The sequence below is a fragment of the Sphingobium fuliginis genome, from assembly GCF_004152845.1.
In the GTDB taxonomy this organism is placed as follows: domain Bacteria; phylum Pseudomonadota; class Alphaproteobacteria; order Sphingomonadales; family Sphingomonadaceae; genus Sphingobium; species Sphingobium fuliginis.
In genome coordinates, this window is sequence record NZ_SEON01000002.1 from 535,462 (window position 1) to 550,620 (window position 15,159).

Consider the following 15,159-nt stretch of genomic DNA (forward strand, 5'->3'; position numbering starts at 1 on the left):
CTAACGAGAGATGCCGGCCGTCATGCCCCGCAACCTACCTTCTAGCCGCTGGCGTGAGGAATGCAGCGCGGTCAGCCGTTCGGCCGCCTCATCTTCATCTACGACCATCGCTTCGCGGACCGCTTCGCCCGATCTGAAGGTGAGCATCTTTAGCACCAAATGCCATCGGCCACGATGATCGACGGTCACCGTCGCCGTCCCGTGGCACAATAGGGACCGAAAGGAGTGATGTACGTTCCATTCGGCAAGTGATTTAGCTACGCCCTTCCCCTCGGCCGCGAACGCACCATTTTCACTCACCAATTCGCCCAACGCCGCGAAGCGCTGGCCGACAAGATGCGGCAGGCTAACCGGTTCGCCGCGCCCAGGAATTTCCGATAGCAACAGGAGCGCTTCGCTGACGGCTGCCTCGGCTCGGGCGAATTCGTCCATGGCGCGTCCTCGCCATAAATTGACGTTGCTCCAAATTGACGGCCATGTGTCAGTCGAAGGTAGCGCTGAAGGGGTGATAGCAAGCACCGTTCGGCCTTATTCTTCATTTCTTGCTAAGCCGTTAGCTCTGATCAACGTTCAGGTTGAACAGTGCCTCCGAGGCAGGCTAGTTCATGATGCGCCGAATGTCCAAAAATTCTGTTGAATAGGCGAAGCGGACCACCACGAAAGCAGGTTTGCCACAGCGAGGACAACTACCAGGTCATGCGTCGCCCGGGCGCAGACGACGGCCGGGTGTTCTCGCAACGTCCACAGGTCCAAACGTTTAACGCGGCGAGGGTAACCGACTGGGAGCTTGGCGCCTTTCACCACCCAAGTTTATCAAGTTGACGCTGGATCACCCCGTGCTTAAATCTGATACGCTTCGCCGCTTGCCACCGATGCGACTTGCTCATGCGCCTCGCGTACCAGCAGCAGGGATGCATTTCCCCACCAGGTTGCCGGCTCGATCAGCTTCATACGGCTTCCACCCCGTTGAACGCCAACCAGCTGGCAAGCGCTTCAGCCGCACCTGCATCGGAGCAAGTGTCACGGGCGTGCAGCCCAAACCCATTCGCAGTCAGCCGCCGAGCTGGCACCAAGATGTGGACATGGGGTTCATTCGCGGAGCCCGCCAGGAATGGCGCATGCAGGACGAGGACAGCGGCAAGTTGCAGCTCGCGCACGAAGTAGCTCAGTGCCCAGGCGCGGACCAGTTCCCAATCGGCATGGAGAGGGCGGTCGGCATCGAGAATGATGTTGAACTGGGCATAACCATTCCGTTCGATCACGGGCTGGGTAGCATCATAGCGTTCGAGCAAATAGCTCAGGTCCGCATATTCCCCTGGCGCACTGCTCGGAAGGAGAAGGTCATGCCGAGCCGCCTGATGGCCAGAGGGATTGAGCTTCGCCAACACGGGGGCGGCGATCCCGATGCGCGCGCCGTCGGTCTTCCAGTACCAACGCATGTAGCGAAACTGGGGATGGCCGGGCCAATCGAGATAAAAGCAAGACAGTTCCTCAGGGCCCGACTTCGATTTCTTCTGGGTCATGCGACATCCCTCCTGGTCGGCTCGATCTCGGCCGCACTAGGCCGCTGGAATGAGTTCGGCAGCATCGGGGGATTGAGGAACAGCCCCTGGCTGTCAGCCCTGACGGTGAAGGCTTGATCTTCATGCGCGGGGACAAACCAGACCTGTCCGCCCAAAAGGCTTTGCCGGTAATCCGACAGCCACTCGCCTTCGCCGTGGAAAAGAATATCGAAGCTGCAATGATATGCGTCGAACCGAACGAGCAGAGTGTCCATGCCGTAGAGGTCACCGATCTGGCCGAACAGCTGCTCCCCCAGGGGCCGAAATGCCGACGTACCAAGGATCAAGAGGTTGGCTTCCTGAAGCAGGAGCGCTCCACCCCCAAAGGCCGGATCGAAGCTGACAGGGCCGCCGATTTCCCAAGCGACCTTGATCATCGCGCGCTGGACTGCGTCACGGACGAACGGGATTGTTGGCGCACCCGAGCCGGGCTGCGCGTTCATCGAGCTAAACATATTTATTATCTTCCTTTTAGGGGCGCGATCCGCTGAGCTTGGACGCGCATCACCCCAAGATTTTCATCTCATCTGCTCAGTCACCTGAGCTCTTCTCATCCGATCGAAACCGCTGCCGCTCGGTGTCGGCAACGCTCGTCTTCAATCGTCTTTTGGGTACCGGAGATTAAGCGATATCATCGGCCGCCCGAGCGGTTTTGTGAAACCGGCCCCATGTTTCTCACAAAGGGTGGCATAGAGATAATTACCGACCATGAGCTCGCCAGCAGCGCCACACTCTTGGCACATGCGGGTCGAACGCTGCTCAGCGGCTGCAATGAGCGGCGCTGCCGCTTGGTCAGGCCGATCGATATAGACTCTCAGCTCCCCGAACTTCTCTTTGGCTTGCGTCACTCTCACCGAAATGCCAGCCGAATGCAGATCGGCCAACAGCTGGCGAAACAGCGGTCGCCATCCAGCGGGAAGGTACGATTCCCAATGCAAATTCTCGTCGTGGCTCATACGAAGTTTCCTCCGATTTCCGCGACCCAGCGAAGATCGGCGATCCGCAAGCCTGTCGCAGCAGAGACCGGATCACCAAAAGGTGCTCCAGCTTCCTCTGCAACGCCGGTCGACCGAATGCTGAAAAAGCAGGGGTCGAGATCCCTATCCCGTGGATCTGCGACTACCCACAGCGGCGAATCGAAGTCGGCAGACCAGAGCCGCAGGCCCCGGTGGAGGCGGACCTCGCCGGCCCGAGCGAGGATCAGCGAAAGATAATATGTCTTCCGCCCCGAGGTGTCGCGCCCTGGCTCAAGGATAAGGATGTCCGTTCGTATCTGACGGACTGCCTCGATCAATTTGCTGAACGAAATTTCGCGACGCCAGTGACCAAGAACGAGGCCGGCCCGATCACTGTAACAATATTGGCTCAGAATCTGCGGGAATAGCTCATCGCAGGGCTGAGTGGCCCAGCCCCCCATCTTGGCAAGCGCGCACACGGCCTCTTCGCCGTCCGAGATCCGCTGCCGATCTTCTTCATTCACATATACCATATTAAGTCTCTTCGACTTGGCGCGGAGGCGGCTGTCCTCCGGCGTCCGAGGAACATTTCACTTCTCAGCGACAGCCAAAATTCCCCCGCTAAACCTATCAAACATCCTGCTTCCAGCAGCCGCCCTGCGGGATTGATTCCAGTGCCGCCTTTCCGAGCATCTAGGCAAAGCTTAGCGACACTAGGACGAAACGCCAAGGCTCTGTTTTCATGGGCCGAAACTGTGACGACCGACTTTGTCGTGGGCGCATTCATTAATGACATGACAAAGCATTTGCGCTTACGGCCAGCGATGCCGTGCGCTGACGAGGCAGCTCGCGGATGGGGGATAGTTAAGAATGAAGCTTATCTTCGGCCTTTCATGCGATGGCCCTTCCTTTCCGGATTTTCCGGGGCGCAGTGAAGGCGTCTTCAATGCCGCCGTCGTGGGGCCACAAGGCCTCATAGAGATGCTCGAGGTGCAGCTGGGCCTCACCGCTCCTCGGGTGGCACATGCGGTTCGAGTTTCCAGCTATGCTGCTAAACTTCGTGCCGCGCTGGCCACCGCCCCCGACCTGTTCTTCGCTCAGTCGTTGACCCTTGATCCTTGGGCCACTGCCGCATCATTGCTCGATTGGCGAGATGAGCTGATCGCCGGGGGCTGGTCTGGCAGCCATATCGGCGCCGCCCGCCTTGATGCATTTGCGGTGGCGGAAGAGGCTGGTCCTCCCCTCGCGCCCGGGATCGGAGATCGCACGCGCACGCTCTGCGAGGCGGTTAAGGTCCGTGCCGGTCTACCGCTCGCCTCAATCGAGCTGGTCGAGCCCCGAGATTTGCTGCCGCCTCTCTGGCAGCGCCTTATCGATAAGCTGGAGGGATCGGGGGTAGAAATCTCGCACGCTCCTGCCTGTGCAACTTCCGCCAACGACCTGGGCCACGTGCAAGCCTTTCTCGCGGACGGCTCACCCTCGACGTTAACAGGCGATGGTAGCTTCGCGATCGTCCACGCGGACACTGCCTTGGCGGCGGCTGAAGCAGCTGCAGAGTGGCTTTCCCATTGTTCGGAAGCCGAGTTGCATGGCACGGTCATAGTGAGCGCTGACGGAGACACCGCGCTGCTGGACCGCGCGCTTCAAGCTCGCGGGCTTCCCGCTCTGGGCTTGTCGGCCTCGTCGCCGTGGCGTGGAGCACTTCAGGTGCTCCCACTCGCCTTCGCCGCTTCTTGGGGACCATTTAATGCGAAGGCGATGCTTGACTTGCTCATGCTACCGCGTCCCCCCATCGCGCGACGTGCGGCGCGCAAGCTCGCCTATGCACTGAGCCGCGAGCCTGGCACAGGCGGGCCAGCATGGCTCGCTGCATGGGGTAATATCGAGTCAGATCTTGCCGAAAGGATGTCCACAGAACCTCAAGAAAAGCGCGATGCGAAGCTTGCGGCGTGGAGGCAATGGACGTCTGGAGAATTATACCAGCGGCACGAAGGTATGCCTGCGGAGGCTGCCAAGTCGATCGCCTCTCGCGTCGCGCAATGGGCGCTTGAGACAAATGCTGGAAACGCAGATCCGCTTCTTCTGACGCTAGTTGGTGCCGCGCAGGCCCTCGTGCAAGCGATCGATGTTCTGAACATCGAGATGCTCTCTCCGCTGCTGCTTGGACGCATGACAGACCAGGTGCTTGCGGACGGCGCTCAAAACCCCAACCACGTAGCGACATCGGGCGGTTTGCGTGCGGTGCGTCATCCAGGCGCCGTTTGGGGCGATGCTAAGAATGTACTTTGGTGGGACTTCAATGGTCCCGGAGAACGCGTAAGTTCATCGCCATGGACCGCCGCTGAGGTTGCTGCTCTTAAGGCTAATGGCTGCGAAATCGAATCGCCGGCCGCGATCACCGCCCGGATTGGGTGGAGTAACGCCAACGCAGTGCATCGCGCTGGGGAGCGCGTCATTCTTTTCTCACCGGCGCTTTCGGCGGGGGAGGAGACGACGAGCCATCCCCTCGCCCATCAGCTGAACCCATTGACGACACCTGCTAAGGACATAATCCAATGGCCAGCAGAACAGCTATTGCACGGGCCGTCTCATGAGCTCGCAGGGCGCGGGATTCTACGTGAAGCGATCACTCCAAACCTCCTGCCAGCACAGCGCCCTCGCTGGTCTCTGCCGGCATCTGTGATCGCCAAACTCGAGGATCGCGTCGAAAGCGCCACCAGCTTGGAGCATCTCGCGGACTGCCATATGCGATGGCTCCTTCTCGACGTTTTACGGCTCTCAGGCGGCCGGGTTGCTGAGATCCCTGGCACAAGCCAGCTGCTTGGCAATCTCGCTCATGAACTTGCGAATCGCGTTTTCCCGCCAGGTCCTGTGCCTGATCCTGAAGCCGTTTTCTCGCAAGCCAATGATCTATTTGACGAGTTGCTCAGTGCGATCGCTACGCCGCTCCAGCAGCCGGAATATGCAGGCGAGCTCGCGTCGGCCCGGGTCAAAGTTCCAGCTGCTCTGGCCCAACTCGCACGTCTCCTACAGGCGATGGACGTAACGGTGATTGGGACGGAAATCGAACGCGCAAGGACGTTCGTCGATGGACCGGATGTCAAGGGCCGCATCGACATGCTGATAGAGCATCCGGCTCACGGCACAGGCGTAATTGATCTGAAATGGTCGAGGAGCGCTAAAACGCGACGCAACGAGCTCGCCGAAGGTCGTTCGATTCAGCTCGTGACATACGGTGCGATAGCAAATTCCAACAGCACTACGCCTGCTCCAGGCGCATTCTATATGCTGAACCAGCGACAGCTGATCGGACTGAGCGGTTCGTTCCTGGCGGAGGAATCGGTCGAATCCGACCATAGCCTGCCCGACACATGGTCGAATCTCGCGTCGACGTGGCAGGCGTGGCGCGATCTAGCCCGGGAGGGGATTGCGGTTGCGACGGGTGCCGATGGGGCCGAGGCCCACATACCGGCCGATCTCCCGATCGAGCCGGGGACCGAACCGTGTCGCTATTGCGAACTCACAGCGCTCTGTCGCGTGGGCGTGGAGGCTAACTGAAGATGACCGCTCCCAATATCACGACCGTCGTGGCGTCTGCCGGCGCCGGCAAAACCACCCGCATTGTCGGCAACATCGCGACGGAGGTCACATCCCGTGATCCCGAGACGATCGTCGCAACCACATTCACGGTGAAAGCAGCGGACGAACTGATCGAGCGCTCTCGAGCCAAACTGTTCGAACTGGGCATGCCGGATAAGGCGGCGCGATTGCTTGGAGCCCGCTTTGGAACGGTGAATGCCATTTGCGGTCAGATTGTATCGGAGAACGCCATCGCTCTTGGGCGATCTCCGCGAGCCGAGGTCATTCCCGAAGGCAGCGTGCCCCGAATTTTCGCGATCGCCGCCGATGCCGCGATCGAGCGTCACGCGCCGACGCTGAACTCGCTCGCCGATGTCATGGGATTCTTCGAGCCCAAACGAGCCGCTGACGCTGAACGAAGTGATTGGCGGACGACCGTCAGGCGTTTGATCGAGCTAGCTCGAGCGAATGGAGTTCCCGCCCAAGATCTATCCGTTTCGGCGGAGCGATCAGTCGCAACCTTCCTCGAACTGCTACCACCGGTGTCGATCCAGAGCAGTGACGATCTCGACGCAGATTTGCGAAGGGCCGTAAGTTCGGCAGTGGATGCGGTTCCCGCTGAATCGAGCGCCACTGCCAAATCCCACATTGCGTTGCTTCGCCAAACCGATTCAAGCATTCGTCGAGGAGAACGGATTTCCTGGCCCAACTGGGCTCGCCTCTCGAAGGTGAGTTGCGCTAAGAAAGATGGTCAGGCTTTCATCGACGCTCTTGAGGCAGTTGCTCAAGCAGCCGGCCGCCATCCTGCACATCCGCGGCTTCGTGAAGATTGCAGCCAGTTCATCAGGTCGGTCTTCGCCTGTGCGGCCGAAGCCCTGACCGCTTTCCAAGCTTATAAAGCAGAGCGCGGCTTATTGGACTTCACCGACCAAGAGGCGCTCGCGCTCGACGTCCTTCATGACCCGGCGATGTCCGCGGGGCTCGGTGAGCGCATTGGTCGGCTGTTTGTCGATGAGTTCCAAGATTCCAGCCCGCTTCAAGTCGCCATTTTCACAGCAATGTCCGGCTTAGTCGACGCAAGCACGTGGGTGGGAGACCCCAAGCAGGCCATCTACGGCTTCCGCAATGCGGACAGCGCCCTCACCCAAGCCGCGTTCGCGGGGGTAGCGGCTTCGTCGAGCGAACCGCAAGATGTGCTAGCGACGTCATACCGGAGCCGTGAGGGCATCATAAACCTCGTCAACGCTGCCTTTGAGCCGGCTTTGAGCGCGATGGGTCTTCAAGCGGAAGAACATGCGTTCAGCGGAACGGGTCGCAGCGAAGAAGGATTCACGCAGGCACCGCTCGCGGTTTGGTGGCTCGAAGGAAAGCTTGAGCTTCAATATGCCGCATTGGCCGCCCAAATCCGCGAGATGGTGACGGCCGACCAACCATGGGAAGTGGCAGCCAGGCCCAAAGGCGTTCGGGCGCTACGCGCCGGAGACATCGCTATTCTGTGCCGTAGCAAAGCCGATATCGCCAAAGTATCGGCTGCGCTTAGCCAGCAAGGCGTCAAGGCAGCCGTCGAGCGTGAAGGATTGGCGCAAACACCCCACGTCCAACTGGTGATGGCCGCGTTCCGCTGGGTTGCAGATCCGACTGACCGTCTCGCGCTTGCTGAACTTGCCCGCTTCTTCGCCGAGGATCCAGAATCAGAAACCTGGCTTGAGGCGCTTGGCGCTGAAAATGCCTCCGAAGCACTGCTCGCCATCGTACCAATCTCGGCGGCCCTCCAAGAGATTCGTGAGGGCATTCTGTCGCTGACGCCAGCCGACCTCGTCGATGCGATCATCCTTTTCCCTGAGCTCAATCGCCACATCGAAAGTTGGGGCGACGTGCCGGCGCGTCTCGATGATCTCGAAGCGCTTCGCGGCTTCGCTCGGAGCTATGAGGAAAGCTGCGCGGGCGAGGGATCTCCTGCGACGCCTTCGGGGCTGGCACTCGCGTTGGCTGCAGAGAACCCAGCCCGCCCGCGAAGCCTTCGGGACGATGCTGTTAAAGTCATGACCTACCATGGAGCGAAGGGGCTTGAATGGCCCGTCGTAATCCTGACCGGGCTAGGCAAAGAACCAAAGCCTCGACTGTTCGAACCCATGGCCGAGGCTGATGGTGACGTGGATTGGCAAAATCCTCTCACCGGACGCTGGATCCGCTACTGGCCTTGGCCATATGCGAGCCAAGAAAAGGACGTATATCTCGATGCTTCAGCGCCCAGTTCGGCGCTTGGGCAACAGGCTGCGATCCGATCGAGGGATGAGGAGGCCCGACTTCTTTACGTCGGCATGACCCGGGCTCGGGATCATCTTGTGTTTGCGCCTCCAGCAAAGGGGACACTTCACTGGTTGAAGGTTCTCGATGGGGACGAAACGGAGCATTTCGGTTTACCATGTACCGCCGGTGAAGAGATCCGTGCTGGGACGAAATCCTTTCCGGCAAGAACCATAACGCTGGTATGCGGCGAAGGCGTGGAGGCTCAACCTCCGGCTGTCTCATTCGGGCGCATCACGCGACCGACGGGGCAACGAGCACCGCTTCATCGTCGCCCTAGCGGGGCTTCCAGCGGCGAAACGTTCATCATCGTAGAGAAATCAACGATCGGCCCGCGTTTGCCGTTTGCAGGCAACCCGGACATGACCCTGCTCGGCGAAGCCGTTCACGCTATCATTGCGGCAGATCAGCCTCACAATCCGCACGATGCCCGGCTTAATCAAGCACAAGCGATCCTAAATCGCTGGGGGGTGCATCAGGTTGCCGCAAAGGACGTGCTGGGAGCCAATGATCGGCTGTTCGCCGAGATCTCAAAGCGATGGCCGAGCGGCCGAATTCATCGCGAGACCCCAGTTTCAGCCCGGATCGGTGATCAGCTAGTGACGGGACGCATCGACTTACTGGTTGAGCATGGCAGCGGCTTCGCCATCATCGATCACAAGTCCTTTCCGGGTTCGCCGGACAGCTGGGATGCACGAGCGGTCGGTCACGGCTCGCAACTCCAACTCTACGCTGACGCGCTGGACAAGGCACGTCTTGGCGCCCCTTGCGAACTATTCATCCACATGCCCATCGTGGGAGGATTTCTACGAATAAATCGTAAAGTTGAATGAGGCAGCTGCTAAGAACGCCACCTGTGGTGACTTTTCTTGGACTATGTATCTCCTTTGATATTTGCTGCGGACTCGGCGGGTAGGGGCAATATCTGTACTCAGCCCGTCGATTGCGACCGGCTTTCCATGACGAGGTTAAGCAAATTTTCCCAGTCCACGCGCTCGCTAAACTCCGAGACTGTAAGGAAACCTTTAACGCGTCTGGGTTAGCGCCCTCCAACATCTCAGTTGACGCACGTTAGCCGCGGAAGGATTACACAAATGGTACGCAGAACCTCGCAAAGCCTTACAGTGCGTCAGATTACCAACATCGATATCGATCAGTTTGTGGCTTGGGAAGATGCACTGGCAGACTCAGGGGCGATCTCCGCAGCGCAGCGCCTGAGCGACGCTATGAGTGATGTCCGCCGCGCCGACGCCGACGAGTGCTGGCGGCAAATTTGGACTAAGCCGCTATATTCGAACACAAAAGTCGCGATTGGCGAAAGCTATGAGAACAAACTTGCTCCCTTCATGAAAGGCGCTTGGCGCTTCATCGGGCTCGATCGAGAAAAATTCTTCGTGGAGCACGATGGAGGGGGGAATAAGAAGGAAAATCACAGCGCGGGCGGCTCCATCATAGAACAGATCCGTGAGGTATCTGGCATAGCTGCTAAGCGGCTCCTTGCCATTCAAGGCGGCGCAGCGTTTCTGCGAGCCATGGTTGCCGCCAATGGCGAGGCCGCCCCGCTAGCTTGCTATGCTGTCAATGACCTGGATGCCATGCTTAAACAACTCGCCACGCTGTCACCAACGTTGCGTCAGATGTTAGGACGCGGCTGGGGCCATATCACCGTGATGCACATGCTAACCGACTTTGGTCTTTCGGTGAAGCCTGACCTGCACCTGGTACGAACTGCACGGCATCTTGGGTTAGTCAGCGGCCTTCGCGATGTAAATGTACCAAGCGAGCGAGAGGCCATGGCCATTGTGACGGCGACTGTGCGCCTCGTACAGGCGCGCTATGGTGAAGCGGCCGATCCAGCCAAACTTCGCTATAGTGACAAGTTCCTGATGGAGGCGTCACGTAAGGGGCTCATTGCGCAAGAACCCAGAAACTCTGCCTCTAATCGAGGCTGATAAGAAATGTCAGCCTGACCTCAGACGCTGGCCCCTTCTACTGCAAGCCCACCTGCTCGGCGGCACGCATCACCAGCAGGACGGCGCGTCTTACAGGTATTGAGCTCAAGACGGACGAACCAACGGCAAAGAGGCGGAAGGTGCAATTCCCTCCGGCTCCACTTACTCAGAAGTTGGAGCCTCCGGCAAAGCCGGAGCGGTTGAGACCGCCTCAGGCATTGAAGCAGAAATTTGCCGCTGAGTTTTCGCATCATACCATCCATGCTAGCGGAAATTACTTACAGATGCGAAGGGGTATGATGTACTGGCTAGACCGCAGAGCGGCGGAATCACGGAAATCCTTCGATGCGCGGTCTGAGGGTGACGTGGATTATGGCCGCGTCGTTCACTCGGCCTCCTTCCGACGGCTGCAGGGCAAGACCCAAATCCTAAACTTGGGGGAAAGCGATTTCTACCGCACTCGCCTCACGCATTCGCTTGAAGTCGCGCAGATCGCTGGCGGGTTAGCCAAACAGCTCGTCCATAATCTGCCCGGCCATCCAGCCCTCGGGCACCTTCCCGAACATGCGCTCCTTCAGGCGATCGCCTGCACCCATGATTTGGGGCATCCTCCATTCGGCCATGGCGGCGAAATTGCCCTCAATTACTGCATGAGAGATCATGGCGGCTTCGAAGGGAACGGCCAAACGCTTCGGATCCTATCGCGCCTGGAGAAATTCTCTGAGGCTGCCGGCTCTAACCTGACCCGCGAGACGCTGCTCGGCGTCCTTAAATATCCCGCGCCGTTCAGCGAAGTGGCCAACCCTGACCTCCATCCGAGAATGTTAGCAGATACAAGCGGCACGCCGCTGCTTGATCGCAAAGCTTCCGAACCCCCGAAATGCTTCCTGGATTGCGAGCAGGATGTCGTGGACTGGATCCTCTCCCCGCTCTCCAAGGGCGATCAGGATGCATTCCGCCAGTTTGACATTCGAGCAGGGAGGCATGCCAAAGTACGCCATAAATCCCTCGCTTGCTCGATCATGGACCTTGCAGATGACATCAGCTTCGGCATCCACGACCTAGAGGACGCGCTCGAGCTCAGACTCATAGATCAAAAGCAGTTTCAAGCGCACGTACCCGCCGCGGCCTGCCAGGGCCTACTCGACTATCTTAATAGCCAATATCGCGGGCAGTATGGCAACGACGTATATGGAGGCCTACTCGATCGCCTATTTGGTGACGGCAACGACCGCAAACACCAGATCAACCGGATCCTCAACTTCGTTATTCCAAGCATCCAGATCCGTGACGAAGCCGAATTTGAGGAGCCGAGGCTTCGGTATCGTACGGAGGTCCCAAAACCCGTAGCGGATTTCCTGGCTGCGGTAACGAAGCTGGTTTACGAGGAAGTCATTTGTAGCCCAAGCGTCCAGCATCTCGAGTTCAAAGGGCAGATGATGGTAATCGCCGTATTCGAGGTCATGAAGTCTGAGCCGAAGAGATTCCTGCCCTGCGATGCGTACGCCAAATTCGCCAGCTCTTCCGATCCGATGAGGATCATCTGTGATTATGTTTCAGGCATGACGGACTCCCACCTGCTGCGAACCTATGAACGCCTTTTCGCACCGCGGATGGGATCGGTTTTTGACAAGCTTTGAAATGCTGAAGGTGTGTCTCAGCTGTAGCGGAGCGGGTCAGCGCTAACTCAGCGCAGGCGGCTTGCATTTCTGCTTCTCAGAAGGCTGGTGGTCAAGATCGAGATCCAACTGCAAGTCTTATGACCGATTTTGACGCAGGGTCATGTCATCTGACTCCGAGCAACGGCAGGGAGCAGGTGTGGCGGAACGCGAGAATGATCTCCTAGCCTGGGTGGGCGCGGGCATCGCATTCGCATTAATGATGCAGGTAGCCCCTTTCCGTTGGGCCGTTTACGCGCTCGTCGCATGGCTGGGATTTCTAGCGTTTCAAGATTGGTGGAGCGAACATGAGCTACCCGCAAGCTCTCCCATCGCAGAATGGACAATCGAGGAGCAGGCTCTTCAATCCAACGCCGCCGATCAGCAGCTTCGCGATTCCGTGAAAGGATGGTTCCAAAACCATGGGAGGGAGGCACTCGAAAGCGCGACCCTGGTCGGTCGCCTTTACGAATGCGACACACCCGACCAGCCGATCGACCGGTGCACTCCGGTCAGCGAAAGCCATGATAATCTGTCGCTCGACCTGAAGCCGGGCTTCCGCACGCATTTTACGGTATATCCCCAATTCAGCGGCGCAGGAGGACTTAATCCACGGGTGGTTTGGAACATGCGAAACATCGTTGCAGATAATGATTGGAAACTGGACCAGTGAAGTCGATTCCCTCAAGTCCTCTTTTCTACCAGAACGAAACGACGGTGTCAGATTGTAGGGCTAGCCAAAACAGAATTTTGATAGCCCGCCGAGCGTCGACATGTTATATCTGGTCGCAAAGGAGTCGGTCATGGGTCGTGCCGAAAATATCCAGCTCAACGTCCGCTCGGCTTTTGCGCGCGATCGGGTCCATGCGCTTGCGAAGCTCACCGGCATGACGGCCAGTGAGGTGATAGAGGACGCGCTGCGTGGCTATGTCCCGCCAGGCGTTCCGGCTAATACCGGCAAGCTAGTGCGGCGCGGCGCGCTGCTGGTTCGTCCGTCGAGCGGCAAGCCGGTCAGCCTCGAAAGCGCCAATGAGGCTCTCGATCGATCCCGTGAGCATGACATTGACCATTGACGCGCTGATCGACAGCAATGTGATTATAGCGGCGTTGGCAGGCGATCATGAGCATCATGCTTCGTCGGCCGACCTGTTCGACGCTGGTCGCGGTCATGTGCTGGGCGTTGCCGCACACAGCTATGCCGAAGCCTATAGCACCCTGACCCGTCGCGGCACACACGCGCCATTTCGTTTCACGGCAGAGGAAGCCTGGGCCGCGCTTGAAAGCGTGAGAACCGTCACCCAATTGATCGGCCTGACCCCAGCGCAGACGTTCGACACGGTGCGCAGCTATGCGGCCGATGGCGGGATCGGGGCTCGCCTGTACGATCGAATGATCGGCGAAACAGCGGTGGTACACGGTATCCCCACGATCGTGACCTGGAACATCGGTCATATGCGCGGCCTATCCCCGACGCTCGATGTCCGCACCCCTCGCGATTTTCCGAGGGCATGACAGCTTCAATCCGTTCGAAATCCAGCGTTTATGAGACGATTAGCCCACCGCCCCAGCTATTAGCCTGATCGAAATATCTCCGAACAATAAGGCTCACGTCAAAAGGGGATATGTCGTGCGCAGGTGCTTGATAACTTCGGGAGTCCAGACCGCGGGTATCGCACTTGTACTTACCGCCTACGGCGACAGAACCCTTGGCGAGCAGCGCTATCGCTACAAGATGACGGTGGAAGTCCAGACGCCGTCCGGCGCTAAGAGCTAATCCAGGAGAGCGATAGGATGACCAACGATCATATCGCACTGGGCGCAGCCATGATGCTGTTGAGGAGACATGGTAACCAAGCGCCGGTCAAAGTAGCCGAGCGGATCGGCGAACTTGCTGCCGAAGCTGATTGGGAAGGGTTGTCCTTCTGGAAGCTGATAGCATCCAAAATGGACCAAATACTTCGACCAGACTCAATTCAGTAAAAAGGTCGGCCAACAAGGTTTTTCAATCCCTGTGGCCAGTCGCTTGACATCCCGACGGGCGCTCTGCAACACGGTGACTGGTCTTGGGGAAGGCCAAATATGGGGGTAAAATCAATGAGATTGATGTATGTTGCGCTCGCGTGCGCAATCGCGTCGTCAACGCCTGCACATGCTCAGGTTCAAGTGCCTGCACTCGCTGTCGGACCGACGGCCAACAATGTTCTCCGCACTGGCACTGAAATCCAACTCAAGATGGAAGAGCCCCTGACGACCGAAGGCAAGAAACTTCGGGTAGGTCAGCACTTCAGGCTCTCCGTGATCGAGCCGGTTTCTGTTGGGGGGCAGATCGTCATTCCGGTCGGTTCGCCAGCCGTCGGTGAAATCACCGAGGTTCGTAATAAAGGGATGTGGGGCAAGTCTGGCCATTTGACCGCCTCGCTCCTCAATGTGAGCGTGAACGGGCGCCAGATCCGGCTGACCGGCACGTTTGATGACAAAGGCGTTACCGGAACGGCAGGTGTCGTAGCTGCTGTGGCCTTCGTTCCTGTCGTTGGATTTTTCACCACAGGAACAAGCGCCAAAATCGCTGCGGGATCGCAGGTCAAGGGCTTTATCGGTGAAGACGTGCCTTTGGTCTTCGCCGCGGCTGCGCCTTCTGAACCTGTGACCGTTCCCATCGCAGCTTCCTCATCTGTTGCAACCGCAGTTCAGCCAGGTTCGATAGTAGCTCCTGCCGCGAAGTAAGCCGGCTCCAATAGGGAGAGTACACTTTATGCGTTTCGTTCTGATTGCCGCCCTCTCGATGGGTACTGCAGCGCCTGCCTTTGGCCAAGCACCGCAAGCCCACCCGCTTGTGAACGAGGAAGTCGGCGTACCCGTTTTCCCATATGACATCACTGACCGCCCTTATGAGGTCCTCGGAGAGGTCAAGGCGGGCGTCCGCAAAGCAACCGTTTTCAGCAAGTCGCCCTCGCAGGACAAAATCTACAAGGAGCTTTGGGAACGCGCGCAGAAGCTCGGTGCTGATGCCGTGGTCAAAGCGCAATATGGCGATGCTCACGTGTCGGCATTCAGCTGGGGCAAGGCAAATGCGACTGGCACGGCGGTCCGCTTCTTGCCGGCCAGCGGCACCACCGCGGCAGTTACCGCTGCGGGCTCTCATTAA

General features: G+C 58.6%; 15 protein-coding genes. 10 read left to right on the plus strand and 5 right to left on the minus strand.

Going from position 1 to position 15,159, the window contains the following annotated elements; genetic code table 11:
• The 5 genes from EWH10_RS07360 to EWH10_RS07380 all read right to left on the minus strand — a co-directional run bounded on the left by EWH10_RS07360 (position 1) and on the right by EWH10_RS07380 (position 3,051).
• Positions 1–432, minus strand: coding sequence for a hypothetical protein (locus EWH10_RS07360; protein WP_130029894.1), 432 nt, complete (start codon positions 430–432; stop codon positions 1–3).
• A gap of 515 nt (positions 433–947) precedes the next feature.
• Entirely contained in the window at positions 948–1,523 is a 576-nt protein-coding gene (locus EWH10_RS07365) for a hypothetical protein (protein WP_130029895.1), read from the minus strand.
• The gene (locus tag EWH10_RS07370; protein ID WP_130029896.1) at positions 1,520–2,017 is read right to left on the minus strand and encodes a hypothetical protein; all 498 of its coding nucleotides are present in this window, start codon (positions 2,015–2,017) and stop codon (positions 1,520–1,522) included. Before EWH10_RS07370 ends, EWH10_RS07365 begins: the two co-directional genes overlap by 4 nt.
• Positions 2,018–2,158: 141 nt before the next feature.
• Positions 2,159–2,518 carry a hypothetical protein gene (locus EWH10_RS07375; RefSeq protein WP_066526473.1) on the minus strand — a complete coding sequence of 120 codons (360 nt, stop codon included), beginning with the start codon at positions 2,516–2,518 and terminating at the stop codon, positions 2,159–2,161.
• Positions 2,515–3,051: a hypothetical protein gene (locus EWH10_RS07380; protein WP_130029897.1), complete on the minus strand. Its 537-nt coding sequence runs from the start codon at positions 3,049–3,051 to the stop codon at positions 2,515–2,517. Before EWH10_RS07380 ends, EWH10_RS07375 begins: the two co-directional genes overlap by 4 nt.
• A 337-nt stretch (positions 3,052–3,388) precedes the next feature.
• On the opposite strand from EWH10_RS07380, the gene EWH10_RS07385 reads away from it, so the two are divergent.
• The 10 genes from EWH10_RS07385 to EWH10_RS07430 all read left to right on the plus strand — a co-directional run bounded on the left by EWH10_RS07385 (position 3,389) and on the right by EWH10_RS07430 (position 15,159).
• Positions 3,389–6,076, plus strand: coding sequence for a PD-(D/E)XK nuclease family protein (locus EWH10_RS07385; RefSeq protein WP_130029898.1), 2,688 nt, complete (start codon positions 3,389–3,391; stop codon positions 6,074–6,076).
• Positions 6,077–6,078: 2 nt separating this feature from the next.
• Complete coding sequence (locus tag EWH10_RS07390; RefSeq protein WP_130029899.1) at positions 6,079–9,237, plus strand: UvrD-helicase domain-containing protein; 3,159 nt, start codon at positions 6,079–6,081, stop codon at positions 9,235–9,237.
• A 261-nt stretch (positions 9,238–9,498) separates the two neighbouring features.
• Positions 9,499–10,356 (plus strand): hypothetical protein, encoded by an 858-nt coding sequence (locus tag EWH10_RS07395; RefSeq protein ID WP_130029900.1) that lies wholly within the window; start codon positions 9,499–9,501, stop codon positions 10,354–10,356.
• Between the two features lie 296 nt (positions 10,357–10,652).
• Positions 10,653–11,996, plus strand: a complete 1,344-nt coding sequence (locus EWH10_RS07400; protein ID WP_130029901.1) for an anti-phage deoxyguanosine triphosphatase — start codon at positions 10,653–10,655, stop codon at positions 11,994–11,996.
• A 178-nt stretch (positions 11,997–12,174) separates the two neighbouring features.
• On the plus strand, positions 12,175–12,687 hold the full coding sequence (locus EWH10_RS07405; RefSeq protein WP_130029943.1) for a hypothetical protein: 513 nt from the start codon (positions 12,175–12,177) through the stop codon (positions 12,685–12,687).
• Between the two features lie 130 nt (positions 12,688–12,817).
• Positions 12,818–13,087 carry a hypothetical protein gene (locus EWH10_RS07410; protein WP_130029902.1) on the plus strand — a complete coding sequence of 90 codons (270 nt, stop codon included), beginning with the start codon at positions 12,818–12,820 and terminating at the stop codon, positions 13,085–13,087.
• Positions 13,071–13,526, plus strand: a complete 456-nt coding sequence (locus tag EWH10_RS07415; protein ID WP_207212577.1) for a type II toxin-antitoxin system VapC family toxin — start codon at positions 13,071–13,073, stop codon at positions 13,524–13,526. Before EWH10_RS07410 ends, EWH10_RS07415 begins: the two co-directional genes overlap by 17 nt.
• Positions 13,527–13,805: 279 nt before the next feature.
• Positions 13,806–13,994, plus strand: coding sequence for a DUF6961 family protein (locus EWH10_RS07420; protein ID WP_130029904.1), 189 nt, complete (start codon positions 13,806–13,808; stop codon positions 13,992–13,994).
• Positions 13,995–14,117: 123 nt separating this feature from the next.
• Complete coding sequence (locus tag EWH10_RS07425; protein WP_130029905.1) at positions 14,118–14,738, plus strand: hypothetical protein; 621 nt, start codon at positions 14,118–14,120, stop codon at positions 14,736–14,738.
• Between the two features lie 28 nt (positions 14,739–14,766).
• Complete coding sequence (locus tag EWH10_RS07430) at positions 14,767–15,159, plus strand: heavy metal-binding domain-containing protein (RefSeq protein WP_130029906.1); 393 nt, start codon at positions 14,767–14,769, stop codon at positions 15,157–15,159.

What these genes read in the sequence shown, in the direction of transcription:
- EWH10_RS07360 (WP_130029894.1), bottom strand. Translation starts at nt 432, where the DNA reads ATGGACGAATTCGCCCGAGCCGAGGCAGCCGTCAGCGAAGCGCTCCTG.
- EWH10_RS07365 (WP_130029895.1), bottom strand. Translation starts at nt 1,523, where the DNA reads ATGACCCAGAAGAAATCGAAGTCGGGCCCTGAGGAACTGTCTTGCTTT.
- EWH10_RS07370 (WP_130029896.1), bottom strand. Translation starts at nt 2,017, where the DNA reads ATGTTTAGCTCGATGAACGCGCAGCCCGGCTCGGGTGCGCCAACAATC.
- EWH10_RS07375 (WP_066526473.1), bottom strand. Translation starts at nt 2,518, where the DNA reads ATGAGCCACGACGAGAATTTGCATTGGGAATCGTACCTTCCCGCTGGA.
- EWH10_RS07380 (WP_130029897.1), bottom strand. Translation starts at nt 3,051, where the DNA reads ATGGTATATGTGAATGAAGAAGATCGGCAGCGGATCTCGGACGGCGAA.
- EWH10_RS07385 (WP_130029898.1), top strand. Translation starts at nt 3,389, where the DNA reads ATGAAGCTTATCTTCGGCCTTTCATGCGATGGCCCTTCCTTTCCGGAT.
- EWH10_RS07390 (WP_130029899.1), top strand. Translation starts at nt 6,079, where the DNA reads ATGACCGCTCCCAATATCACGACCGTCGTGGCGTCTGCCGGCGCCGGC.
- EWH10_RS07395 (WP_130029900.1), top strand. Translation starts at nt 9,499, where the DNA reads ATGGTACGCAGAACCTCGCAAAGCCTTACAGTGCGTCAGATTACCAAC.
- EWH10_RS07400 (WP_130029901.1), top strand. Translation starts at nt 10,653, where the DNA reads ATGATGTACTGGCTAGACCGCAGAGCGGCGGAATCACGGAAATCCTTC.
- EWH10_RS07410 (WP_130029902.1), top strand. Translation starts at nt 12,818, where the DNA reads ATGGGTCGTGCCGAAAATATCCAGCTCAACGTCCGCTCGGCTTTTGCG.
- EWH10_RS07415 (WP_207212577.1), top strand. Translation starts at nt 13,071, where the DNA reads ATGACATTGACCATTGACGCGCTGATCGACAGCAATGTGATTATAGCG.
- EWH10_RS07420 (WP_130029904.1), top strand. Translation starts at nt 13,806, where the DNA reads ATGACCAACGATCATATCGCACTGGGCGCAGCCATGATGCTGTTGAGG.
- EWH10_RS07425 (WP_130029905.1), top strand. Translation starts at nt 14,118, where the DNA reads ATGTATGTTGCGCTCGCGTGCGCAATCGCGTCGTCAACGCCTGCACAT.
- EWH10_RS07430 (WP_130029906.1), top strand. Translation starts at nt 14,767, where the DNA reads ATGCGTTTCGTTCTGATTGCCGCCCTCTCGATGGGTACTGCAGCGCCT.